This is a genomic window from Azoarcus sp. KH32C, assembly GCF_000349945.1.
Classification (GTDB): Bacteria; Pseudomonadota; Gammaproteobacteria; order Burkholderiales; family Rhodocyclaceae; genus Aromatoleum.
The window spans coordinates 2067669-2079604 of sequence record NC_020516.1; the positions used below are offsets into that span (position 1 = coordinate 2067669).

The 11936-nt window shown below is 67.0% G+C and carries 9 protein-coding genes; 3 read left to right on the forward strand and 6 right to left on the reverse strand.

The window, feature by feature from the left end:
* Positions 1-539: 539 nt before the first annotated feature.
* Positions 540-2792, forward strand: coding sequence for an EAL domain-containing protein (locus AZKH_RS26270; RefSeq protein ID WP_015435467.1), 2253 nt, complete (start codon positions 540-542; stop codon positions 2790-2792).
* Between the two features lie 4 nt (positions 2793-2796).
* On the opposite strand, the gene AZKH_RS09115 is transcribed toward AZKH_RS26270, so the two are convergent.
* Positions 2797-4404, reverse strand: a complete 1608-nt coding sequence (locus tag AZKH_RS09115; RefSeq protein WP_015435468.1) for an AMP-binding protein — start codon at positions 4402-4404, stop codon at positions 2797-2799.
* A gap of 254 nt (positions 4405-4658) precedes the next feature.
* On the opposite strand from AZKH_RS09115, the gene AZKH_RS09120 reads away from it, so the two are divergent.
* Together AZKH_RS09120 and AZKH_RS27985 are read left to right on the forward strand one after the other, a co-directional pair.
* A complete protein-coding gene (locus AZKH_RS09120) occupies positions 4659-5945 on the forward strand; it encodes an aromatic acid/H+ symport family MFS transporter (RefSeq protein ID WP_015435469.1) in 1287 nt (428 codons plus the stop codon).
* A gap of 4 nt (positions 5946-5949) precedes the next feature.
* Complete coding sequence (locus AZKH_RS27985) at positions 5950-6489, forward strand: MFS transporter (RefSeq protein ID WP_015435470.1); 540 nt, start codon at positions 5950-5952, stop codon at positions 6487-6489.
* A gap of 101 nt (positions 6490-6590) precedes the next feature.
* Here AZKH_RS27985 and AZKH_RS09130 read toward each other — a convergent pair whose 3' ends face one another.
* The 5 genes from AZKH_RS09130 to AZKH_RS09150 all read right to left on the reverse strand — a co-directional run bounded on the left by AZKH_RS09130 (position 6591) and on the right by AZKH_RS09150 (position 11932).
* Positions 6591-7547, reverse strand: a complete 957-nt coding sequence (locus tag AZKH_RS09130; protein WP_015435471.1) for an electron transfer flavoprotein subunit alpha/FixB family protein — start codon at positions 7545-7547, stop codon at positions 6591-6593.
* Between the two features lie 12 nt (positions 7548-7559).
* Positions 7560-8321 carry an electron transfer flavoprotein subunit beta/FixA family protein gene (locus AZKH_RS09135; RefSeq protein WP_015435472.1) on the reverse strand — a complete coding sequence of 254 codons (762 nt, stop codon included), beginning with the start codon at positions 8319-8321 and terminating at the stop codon, positions 7560-7562.
* Between the two features lie 15 nt (positions 8322-8336).
* Positions 8337-9542 (reverse strand): 3-oxoadipyl-CoA thiolase, encoded by a 1206-nt coding sequence (pcaF, locus tag AZKH_RS09140; protein WP_015435473.1) that lies wholly within the window; start codon positions 9540-9542, stop codon positions 8337-8339.
* On the reverse strand, positions 9539-11068 hold the full coding sequence (locus tag AZKH_RS09145) for a 3-hydroxyacyl-CoA dehydrogenase (protein ID WP_015435474.1): 1530 nt from the start codon (positions 11066-11068) through the stop codon (positions 9539-9541). The genes pcaF and AZKH_RS09145 overlap by 4 nt, the downstream gene beginning before the upstream one ends.
* A gap of 63 nt (positions 11069-11131) precedes the next feature.
* Positions 11132-11932 carry an enoyl-CoA hydratase-related protein gene (locus AZKH_RS09150; protein ID WP_015435475.1) on the reverse strand — a complete coding sequence of 267 codons (801 nt, stop codon included), beginning with the start codon at positions 11930-11932 and terminating at the stop codon, positions 11132-11134.
* Between the last annotated feature and the right edge of the window lie 4 nt (positions 11933-11936).

An 11936-nucleotide genomic window follows, 5' to 3' on the forward strand; every position in this document is an offset into this window, starting at 1 on the left:
GTTTTCGGGAGATTGCCAGCAGAGGCGATCTGACGGTAAACCAGACCGGTGATACCCCGTCGCCTGCTCGCTTGAGGATCTGATGCGATGGGCCTGCTCCGCTGTCAAGCGATACAGAGATTTGCCCCCCTGACGACACTTGGAATTTTCCAGCTTCCGCGAATTCCCTGACGAGATAGGCTCCAGTTCAACTCAGAGCTGGCCCCAGCTGTATAGCACTAGCAATACGTCTTCCGTCTAGTCACGGTGGCGAAGATATTTGCAATCTTCGATCACGGGGACGGCGTCGGCTATCATGAATTACCTTGGGCCTTCGGGCCGCGCGTTAGCTTTTTGTCTAACGGCGTTGCTATGCCCGTTGACCGGATCATTCGGCCTGAGGTGCGCAAAGGATCAAATTGGACATTCAATACCGAACTTGTGGCCCTCATTGGAGCGGGCCGTCCGTTCGGCATTACGGTATCGTGCGACGGCGCCTTGCGGGGAGCGTTCGATCGGCGCCTTTCACCCGCCCGGAAGGACTCCCCGGGGAGTGGGTAATGAACTCCATCTACACGCCGCGGTTTGCCGAATCTGGAAGGCTCTGCGTGGGCGATGTCACGTTGCTGCCGGGTGACGAAGTACGGACCCTCCACGAGAAGCTCGCGCGCATCATCGTCGACGAGATGGTCCAGTTCGTCGGCCTGCTCGATCGGGAAGGCCGGACGATCGAGATCAACCGCGCGGCCCTCGAGGGGGCCGGCCTGCGGCTCGAAGATATCCAGGGAAAGCCGTTCTGGGATACGCGGTGGTGGGCGGTTTCGGACAGCGTCCGCGAAAGCGCGCGGGATGCGGTCAGACGCGCGGGCCTGGGCGAGATCGTGCGCGGCCAGGTAGAAAACTATGGCCGCGCGGGCGGAAAGGAGACGCTGACGCTCGATTTCTCCTTGACGCCGATCCGCGGAGCCGATGGCGAGGTCGCGTTCCTGCTCGCCGAGGGTCGGGACATCAGCGACATGAAGGCCGCCCGGGATGCGTTGCAGAAGGAGCTCGCGACGCAGGAGGAGGACCTGTCCGAACTCACGTCCCAGCTCATTGCCAATCGTCAGGCACTGCAGCGGGGCGCCGACGCGTTGCGGGAATCCGAGCAGCGCTGGCGCGCCGTCTACGAGAACCTCGCCGCGGGAGTCGCCCTGATCGAGCGGAACGGAAGGATTCTTGCGGCCAACCCGGCGCTGCAGGCGATCCTGGGGTATTCGGAGGAAGAACTGCGCGCCCTCGCGCCGATGGCCATCGTCGCCGAGGAGGAGCGCGACGAGGTGCGGCGGCAGATCGAGCAGCTGGTGAGCGGGGAGACGCCGTCCTATCGCGCCCAACGCCAATACTTCTGCAAGGACGGCCGTTCGATCTGGGCCAACGTCACGGTTTCCCCGCTGCCCGGCAGCGAGCCGTCCGCGCCGGCGCTCGTCGCGATCATCGAGGACATCACGGAGCGCAAGAGCGCCGAAGACAGGATCCGCCATCTCGCCTTCTTCGACGCACTGACCGATCTCCCCAACCGCGTGCAGCTGGAGGCGAACCTGGACGAGGCGATCGAGGCAGCATCGCCGCAAAATCGCGCTCTGGCGTTGCTGATGTTGGCGCTGGAGCGCTTCAAGGACATCAACTACACTCTCGGCAAATCGATCGGCGATCGTTTGCTGCAGGAGTTCGGCCCGCGATGCAGGCGTCTGCTCGGCGACGACGCCGTGCTGGCCCACTTCGGCGGACGACACTTCGGCGTCCTGGTTCCGGGCGCCGGCGTCGAGGAGGCCCGCGAGGTCGCGCTGCGTGTCCTCAAGGATCTTGAGCGGCCGTTCGAAATCAACGGCTTCACGCTGGAGATTGGTGCGCACATCGGCATCGCGGTATTTCCCGGTCACGGCACGGACGCCGCGACCCTCACGCGGCACACCGAAGTGGCGCTGCGCCATGCGCAGCGGTCGAGCCGGAGCCATGCGCTCTACACCCCCGGCGACGACTCCTATAATCCGCGGCGGCTGCAGCTGATGGGCGAACTGCGTTCGGCGATCGCCGACAACCAGCTGGCCCTGTACTGCCAGCCGAAATTGGAACTCGCCACCCGGCGGATCGTCGGGACCGAAATGCTGGTCCGCTGGCGGCATCCGTCGTACGGCCTGATCTCGCCGGACGAGTTCGTCCCGTTCGTCGAAAGCACCGGTCTCATCGCGCCCTTGTCGAAATGGGTGGTCGATGCGACTCTCGTGCAGTGCCTCGCCTGGGAAAGAGCTGGCGTTCGGCTGCACGCGTCGGTCAACCTTTCGACGCGCAACCTGGAAGATCCTCACATCGCGGAACAGATCGGCAATGCGCTGACCACCTGGGGTGCGGTCTCCGGCTGGATTGGCGTGGAGGTCACCGAGAGCGCCGTCATGGCCGAGCCGCAGGTCGCACTTTTGACTCTGCAGCGGCTCAAGGACATGGGCATCACCGTGTTCCTTGACGATTACGGCACCGGGTACTCCTCGCTTGCGTATCTACAGAAGCTTCCGGTGGACGCGATCAAGATCGACAAGTCCTTCGTCCAGCCGATGCTCGAAGATGCCGATGCCGCACTGATCGTGCAGTCGACCGTCGACCTGGGGCACAAACTCGGGCTGCGCGTGATCGCCGAGGGCGTCGAGAACGAGGCGATCTGCGAACGTCTGCAGGCGATCGGCTGCGACGAGGCGCAGGGCTATTTCGTCGCGGCGCCCATGCCGGCTGGGGAGTTGATGACCTGGGTGGAGGCGGGCGGGTGGCAGTTGGCCTGATAGTTCAGTTGATCTCCTTCAGCCTGAATCGCTGAAGTTTTCCGGTCTCGGTGCGGGGCAGCGTCTCCACATAGCGGATTGCGCGTGGGTACTTGTATGGCGCCACCGTCTGCTTGACGAAGTCCTGCAGCGTCTTCGTCATCGTATCGGTGCCGAAGTGGCCCGGCTTCAGCACGACGAAGGCCTTGATGATCTGGCCGCGGTCCGGGTCCGGCACGCCGATCACGCCACACTCGGCGACGGCCGGATGGGCGAGCAGGGCCCACTCGACCTCGGGGCTCGATACGTTATAGCCCGAGGTCACGATGATGTCGTCGATGCGCGCGTGGTAGTAGAAGTAGCCGTCCTCGTCCATGTGGAAGGCATCGCCCGGGAGGTTCCAGCCGTCGCGTACGTAGTTCTTCTGGCGCGAGTCGGCGAGGTAGCGGCAGCCCGTCGGGCCCTTGATCGCGAGCTTTCCGACGTCGCCCGGGGGCAGGGGATTCATGTCGTCGTCGACGATCATGCCGCGGTAACCGGGTAGCAGCTTGCCGACGGCGCCGGGGCGATAGTCCTCGGGCCCGGAGGCGATGTAGATGTGGATCATCTCCGTGCCGCCGATGCCGTCGTGGATCCGGATGCCGGTGACTTCACGCCAGCGCTCGCGCGTGTCGGTGGGCAGCGCTTCGCCCGCCGAGACGCATTTCTTCAGGCTCGGGACGCCGTGCTGTCCAACCAGCGACGCCATCTGGCGATAGCCGGTCGGCGAGGTCACGCAGATCGTGACGCCGTACTCCTTGATCGCGCCGAGCAGCGCTTCGGGGGCGAGCTTCTCAAGCAACACCGTGCTCGCCCGCGCCCACAGCGGGAAGCACAACAGGCAGCCAAGGCCGAAGGTGAAGGCGAGGGGAGGTGTGCCGACGAACACGTCGTCCTGCCCGGGCTGGAGGCAGTGGCGCGGGAAGACTTCGCACATCGCCATCACGTCGCGGTGAAAGTGGATCGTGCCCTTGGGAACGCCGGTAGTGCCGGACGTGAAGCCGATCAGCGCGGGGTCGGTCGCGGCGGTGGGGACGGTGTCGAAGTGCGCGGGCTTGCGGGCGAGGCGCGCCGGCAGATCCGTGCCTTCGCCGTAGTACAGCACTTCGCGCAGCATCGGGCAGTCCGCGCGGGCAATCTTGAGCTCCTCGGCGAGGTTCGCATCGCACAGCGCGTGACTCACGCGGCCGAGCGTGGCGATGTCCTTGAGCTCCTTCGCGCGCAGCAGGGGCATCGTGCCGACGGCGACGCCGCCCGCCTTCCACACGGCGAGCCACGCGGCGGCGAGCCAAGGCGTGTTCGCGCCGCGCAGCAGCACCCGGTTACCCGGCTCCAGCCGCATGTCCTCGACAAGCAGGTGGGCGAGGCGGCTCACCTGCTCCTGGAGCTCGCGGTAAGTCCATCGGATGCCCTTGCCCATCACGGCCGGGCGGTCGCCGTGGCCTTCGGCGACGGCGTGGTCGAGCAGTTCCGTCGTGGCGTTGAGCTGTTCGGGAAACTGTAGCTCCGGCCGTTCGAAGACGAGATCCGGCCACTGTTCCGGCGGCGGCAGGTTGTCGATGACGAAGCGGTCGGTGTGGGCACTGCGGTTCATGGTCTCTCCTCTGCTGGGATGCGTATTCGCTTGCTCGCGGCGGCCTTGGTTGGGCCGGTCGCCGCATCGCGTTGTTTTGGCGGCAGTGTTCGCCAGACCCAATATAAAGTCAATACATGAAAAATATAGATAACGAATGTTCACACATAAACTAAACGGTGCTAATTTGGATAGCAGAACCCGAGACGTCGAATCGGGCGACAACCTCGTGCGCTCGCTAGCCGCGCGCACGCCCCAAAGGAGAAGGTGCATCCATGACGAACTACCAACATCCTCCCCAGCAGCACATCCCCGGCCGCGTGACCGGGCTCGTCGTCCTGCTCTGCTGGCTGGCGATCTTTGCGGAAGGCTACGATCTGGGCGTGCTCGGCGCGGCGATGCCGGCGTTGCTCGAAGACCCGCAGTGGCAACTCACCCCGCTCAAGGCCGGTCTGCTCGGCAGCTACACCCTGCTGGGCATGCTGATCGGCGGGCTGACGATCAGCACACTCAGCGAGCTGCGGGGACGCAAGCCGATGTTCATCGTGTGCCTGTGCCTGTTCTCGCTGACCATGGGCGGCGCGGCGTGGGCGCCGACACCGGAGATCTTCGGGCTCTTCCGCTTCATCGGCGGCCTGGGGCTCGGCGGCATCATCCCCATTGCGGCGGCGCTGACGACCGAGTATTCCCCCGCCGGCCGCAAGAGCTTCAACTACGGCCTGATGTATTCAGGCTACTCGATCGGCATTCTCGGTGCGGCGCTGGTCGCGATGTGGCTGCTGCCGGTCGGGGGCTGGCGGCCGGTGATGGGCGTCGGCGTGATCCCGCTGCTGATCGTTCCGTTGATCGCCTGGCTGATGCCGGAATCGCTCGAGTTCCTGGTCGCGAAGGGTCGGCAGGCGGAAGCGCAGGCCTTGGCGAAGAAACTGGGGCTCGCGGTCCCGCGCAAGGTGGAGGCGACCGGAGCGCGGCCCGGCATCTGGAGCGTGCTGGCGGAAATCTTCTCACCCAGGAACGCCTTCGCGACCGCCTGCTTCTGGGTTGGCCTCTTCACGGGCCTGCTGATGGTGTACGGCCTCAACACCTGGCTGCCGCAGATCATGCGCAAGAGCGGTTACGACCTCGGCTCCAGCCTGGCCTTCCTCGCGGTCTTCAGCCTGACCTCGGCCGCGGGCGGAATCCTGATCGGCCGCGTCGCGGACCGGATCGGCGTCAAGGTCACGTTGGTTGCGTCCTACCTCATCGGGGCCGTCTGCATCGCCGCGCTGACGCTGAAAGGATCGCTGCTCACCAACTACGTCCTGGTCGCGCTCGCCGGGTTCGGCAGCATCTCCGCCTCGCTCATCCTGACGTCCTACCTGGCGAACTACCTCGCGGCCCCGGTCCGCAGCGCAGGCACCGGCTGGGCGTTAAGCTTCGCTCGCATCGGGGCGCTGAGCGGTCCGCTCCTCGGCGGCTACCTCGCGGACTTGCCGATGGGCGCGCAAAGCAACTTCTATGCATTTGGCGCTGCCGGCCTGCTCAGTGCGGTCGCGGTGTTCCTGATCCCCGCACGCAAGTGATGCGATGAGGCCCGATGCAGCGACGGCCAGCCGCTCGGCCATGTCTCCGGGGCTGGTGGTATTGGTGTTGTCGCTGCTCCTGGGCCTGCAGCCGGTCACGACGGATCTTTACCTGCCTGCGCTTCCCGCCATCGCCCGCGACTTCGGCGCAGCGCCGGCGCAGGCGCAACTGTCGCTGCTGGCCCTGTTGCTCGCCTTCGGGATCGCGCAGCTCGTCTGGGGCCCGCTGTCCGACCAGATCGGGCGGAGGAGGGTGCTGCTCCTCGGGCTCACCGGCTACACGGCCGCCGCGATCGGTAGCGCACTCTCGACCTCGATGGAAATCCTCGTCGGGTGGCGGATTCTCCAGGGCGCCTCCATGGGCGCCGCCACTGGGCGCAGATGGATGGGACCGCGGGGGCGATGGTGTGGGCGATCGGGGGATGGAGCTTGGCGACGGCGGGAATTGCGGCATTCCGTTCGCTGCGCGGACGGGAGCTGCTGGCTCTCCATTCCCTGTAATTCCGGATACGAGTTGCGGCATGACCTGCTGGGCGGGGCCTGAGCAGCCGGCCGGTCAGCTTCGAATAAAAAGGTCCGGCCATGCGGCCGGACCAAAAACCACCCTGGGTCGCGGGAGTGAGCGAGACAGGGTAGAGGAGGGAGTCAGCCGCAGGCGCTTGCGAGTTCCGGGACGAGTTCGAAGAGGTCTCCAACCAGGCCGTAGTCGGCGACCTGGAAGATGGGGGCTTCAGGATCCTTGTTGATGGCGACGATGACCTTGGAGTCCTTCATGCCGGCGAGATGCTGGATCGCGCCCGAGATGCCGACGGCGATATAGAGCTGCGGCGCGACGATCTTGCCGGTCTGGCCGACCTGGTAGTCGTTGGGGACGTAGCCCGCGTCGACCGCGGCGCGCGAGGCGCCGAGGGCGGCCTGGAGCTTGTCCGCAAGCGGTTCTAGCACGCAATGGTAGTTCTCGCCGCTGCCGAGGCCGCGTCCGCCGGAGACAATGATTTTGGCAGCGCCGAGTTCGGGGCGGGCGGACTGGGTCAGTTCGCGTGTGATGAGGGTGGCTTGGCGGGTGTCGGCTGCGGCGGCGATGGCTTCGATCGGTGCGTTGTTGCCGGCGGCGACGGCGTCGAAGGCAGTGCTGCGGACGGTGGCGACCTTCACCGTGTCGGCGCTCCGCACGGTGGCCAACGCGTTGCCGGCGTAGATCGGGCGAACGAAAGTGTCCGGGCCTTCGACGGCGACGATGTCGGAGATCTGGGCGACGTCGAGCAGGGCGGCGATGCGCGGTGCGAGGTTCTTGCCGAAGGCGGTCGCCGGCGCGAGGACGTGTGTGTAGCCGGCGGCGGGATCCTGCACTTGTGCGAGCACCAGGGCCGTCAGGTTCTCGGCGGTTTGGTCGCGGTAGTGGGCGGCGTCGGCCACTTTGACGCGGGCGACGCCCTGCAGATTGGCGGCCGCCTCGGCCGCGCCGGCGCAGTCGCTGCCGGCGACGAGGACGTGGACCTCAGTTGCCAAATGCGCGCCGATCCTGCAGCCGGCGGCAACGGTGTTGAGGGTGGCGGCCTTGAGGCCCCGGTGGTCGTGTTCGGCGATGACGAGAATGCTCATGATGGTGCGACCTCAGATGACTTTGGCTTCGGTACGGAGCTTTTGCAGGAGTTCGGCGACATTGCCGACCTTGATGCCGGGGCTGCGCCCGGGCGGCTCGGAGACTTTCAGCGTGGTCAGCCGCGGGGTGACATCGACGCCCAGGTCGGCCGCGCTCACGGTATCGAGCGGCTTCTTCTTGGCCTTCATGATGTTCGGGAGCGTCGCGTAGCGTGGCTCGTTGAGGCGAAGGTCGGTGGTCACGACGGCCGGCAGGGGGATGGCGAGGGTTTCGAGACCGCCGTCGATTTCGCGCGTGACGCTGGCCTGTCTGCCGTCGATCTCGATCGCCGAGGCGAAGGTCGCCTGCGGCCAGGCGGCCAGCGCGGCGAGCATCTGGCCGGTCTGGTTGGCGTCGTCGTCGATGGCCTGCTTGCCGCAGATGACGAGTTGCGGCTGTTCCCTGTCGCACAGGGCTTTCAGCAGCTTGGCGACGGCCAGGGGCTGGAGGTCGACGTCACTCGGTTCGTCACACTGGACAAGGATGCCGCGGTCCGCGCCCATGGCCATCGCGGTGCGCAGGGTTTCCTGGCAGGCGGCGACGCCGCAGCTGATGGCGACGACTTCGGTGGCGATGCCGGCTTCCTTCAGGCGCACCGCCTCTTCCACGGCGATTTCGTCGAAGGGGTTGATGCTCATCTTGACGTTGGCGAGGTCCACGCCGGAGCCATCCGCCTTGACGCGCACCTTGACGTTGTAATCGACGACCCGCTTCACGGGAACGAGAATTTTCATGACGGGAACCTCTTTTCAGACACGTTCGATGACCATGGCGATGCCCTGGCCGACGCCGATGCACATGGTGCATAGGGCGTAGCGTCCGCCGCGGCGGACGAGTTCATGGGTGGCGGTGGCGACGAGGCGCGCGCCGCTCATGCCGAGCGGGTGGCCCATGGCGATGGCTCCGCCGTTCGGATTGACGTGCGGCGCATCGTCCGGAATGCCGAGCTGGCGCAACACTGCCAAGCCTTGTGCGGCGAAGGCCTCGTTGAGTTCGATGACGTCCATCTGCGCCAGCGTGAGGCCGAGGCGGGCGAGGAGCTTCTTCGTGGCCGGCACAGGGCCGATCCCCATCACGCGCGGCTCGACGCCGGCCGTCGCCATCCCGAGGATGCGGGCGCGCGGCCGGAGTCCGTATCGATCGGCCGACGCGGCCGAGGCGATGAGCAGGGCGCAGGCGCCGTCGTTGACGCCGGACGCGTTGCCGGGGGTGACGGACAGCGCCGGGCCGTTGACGCCCTTGAGGCCGGCCAGCATTTCCAGCGTGGTGTCCGGCCGCGGGTGCTCGTCGGCGGTGACGACTTTGGAATCGCCTTTCTTCTGCGGGATACGGACCGGCACGATCTCCTCGGCAAAGCGGCCCGCCGCCTGGGCGGCGGCCCAGCGCTGCTGGCTGCGCCACGCGAAGAGATCCTGGTCGGCGCGGGAGATGCCGTAGTCGGCGGCGACGTTGTCGGCGGTCTCCGGCATCGAATGCGTGCCGAACTGCTGCTTCATCTGCGGATTGACGAAGCGCCAGCCGATCGTCGTGTCGTGGATGCTCATGCTGCGGCCGAAGGCGCTGTCGGACTTGGGCAGCACGAAGGGCGCGCGCGACATGCTCTCGACCCCGCCGGCGATCAGCAGCTCCGCTTCGCCGCCCTTGATCGCGCGCGCAGCGGCGCCGACGGCGTCCATGCCGGAGCCGCACAGGCGGTTGATCGTCGTGCCGGGGACGTCGATCGGAAGGCCGGCGAGCAGCGCGGCCATGCGCGCGACGTTGCGGTTGTCCTCGCCGGCCTGGTTGGCGCAGCCGAGGATGACGTCGTCGACCTGATTCCAGGCGACGCTCCGATTGCGTTCGAGCAGGGCGCGCAGCGGGATCGCGGCCAGGTCGTCGGTTCGTACCGACGACAGCGCGCCGCCGTAGCGGCCGATCGGCGTGCGCACGGCGTCGCAGATATAGGCTTCGTTCATGAATTTCTCGGGGTCATGGCAGCGAAATAGCGCTGTTCGATCAGCGGCGAAATGCGGTATCGATCCTCGCCGTAGGCGTCGGCGAGGTGGGCCAGCACCGTGCGGATCGCCGGCAGTCCGAGGCTTTCGGCCCACTCGAGCGGCCCCCGCGGGTAGCCCACGCCGAGGCGCATCGCGGTGTCGATTCCGCCGGGATCGGACACGCCCTGGTTGACGGCATCGCTGGCCTCGTTGGCAAGCATCGCCACGGTGCGCATAACGGGCAGGCCGGGGGTGTCGCGCAGATGCGAGACGGCAATCCCGGCGGCCTGCAGTAGTCCGATGGCGGCGTCGGCAGCTTCGTTGCTGCACGTTTCCGCGGCGGCGAGTGCGAGACGAGACGCAGTGGCGTAGTCCGCCGCGAGGTCCACGACGACGGTGTCGGCGAAGCCGTTATCGGCCGCCCGCCGGGTTGCCGAGCGCCCGTCGGTCACATAGAGGCGTGCCTTGCCTGCCGTTGCGATCAGTCCGTCGTGGGACTCGGGCTGGCGGGTGAGCCGGACGTCGCGGGCTGCGAGGCGCTGGGCCAGCGCCTCGGCGAGGAGCGAGGCACCGTGAAGGGCGATGGCTGGCGGTAGCGGCAGGGGAGCGACCGTATTGGGCTCCGGCTTCACCGCGTCGGCGCCGTAGTCGTAGAAACCCCGCCCGCTCTTGCGCCCGAACCAGCCGGCGGCGACATACTCCTGCTGGATCTGCGAGGGGGTGTAGCGCGCATCGTTGAAGAAGGCCTGCCAGACCGAGTTGGTCACGGCGAAATTGACGTCGAGACCGATGAGGTCCATCAGCTCAAAGGGGCCCATGCGGAAGCCGCCCGCCTCGCGCATCAGTGCGTCGAGGGTGGCGCAGTCGGCAACGCCTTCGTTCAGCAGGCGCAGGGCTTCCGAGTAATAGGGGCGGGCGACCCGATTGACGATGAAGCCCGGAGTCGATTTGGCGCGCACCGGGCGCTTCCCCCAGGCGGCGGCGGTGGCGAAGACGGTGTCTGCCGCTGTCCGGTCCGTCGCGAGGCCGGACACGATTTCGACCAGCGCCATCAGCGGCGCCGGGTTGAAGAAGTGCATGCCCACGACGCGGCCCGGATGGCGCAGGCCCGCCGCAATGGCAGTGACCGAGATCGACGAGGTGTTCGTCGCGAACAGGCAGTCCGCATCGACGACCTCTTCGAGATCGCGGAACAAGCTGCGCTTGGCGTCCAGGTTTTCGACGATGGCTTCGATGACGAGCCCGCAGCCGGCGAGGTCTGCGAGACTGGCGGCGGCGGACAGACGCGCACCGGCGGCGTCGGCCTCGGCGGGGGGGAGCCTGCCTTTATCGGCAAGCCTGAAGAACTGTTTGCGGATGGCATCGACGGCCGAGGCTGCGGCGTCGGGCCGTGCATCGAACAGTCGGACCGGATGGCCGGCCTGGGCTGCGACCTGGGCGATGCCGCTGCCCATCGCGCCACTGCCGATGACGGCAACCGGGCAGGAGTGGGGCAGGGGGCTCATCGTGCTGGACCCTCGTGGTATGTCATGGGATCTCCGTTGAAGTGTGCTGGCTTGTCAGGGGCTCTAGCGGCCTTGCCAGCTGGGAGTGCGCTTTTCCAGGAAGGCCGCGATGCCTTCGCGACGATCCTCGGTGCCGGCAAGGAGGACGAAATTGCGGCGCTCCATCGCGAGGCCGGTGGCGAGTGGGGTTTCGAAGGATTGCAGCACGGCATCCTTGGCGAGACGCACGGCAAGGGGCGCCTTGCTCGCGATCTTGAGTGCCAGTTCGCGTGCACGCGGCAGGCACTCGTCATCCGTTGTGACTTCGGCGACCAGCCCCGCGGACAGGGCCTCGCGGGCGCCCAGGAATTCACCTGCAAGCACGAGCTTCATCGCTACCCCCTTGCCGACCACGCGGGTGAGCCGCTGCGTGCCGCCGGCGCCCGGGATGATGCCGAGGTTGATCTCGGGCTGACCGAACTGGGCGGATTCGCCGGCGATGAGGATGTCGGCGTGCATGGCGAGCTCGCACCCGCCGCCCAGGGCATAACCGCAGACCGCGGCGACGATGGGCTTGGGGAATCGCGCGATCGCGGCGAACAGACGGGGCCGCTCTTCGAGCAGCACGGCCTGCATGTCCTTGGCCGCCATCTCCGCGAGGTCGGCGCCCGCCGCAAAGAGGCGCGGGCCGCCGGTGAGGACGACGCAGCGCACGTCGGCGTCGGCGTCGGCGGTCTCCAATAGGGCCACCAGCGCACGGAGCAGCGGCGTGGACAAGGCGTTGCGGGCTTGCGGGCGGTTGAGCGTGATCTCGAGCACGCCTTCTTCCGGCCCGCGGACCAGCAACAACGAGTCGTCGGCGAGGGGGGCGATAGAGTCGGCCATCGTG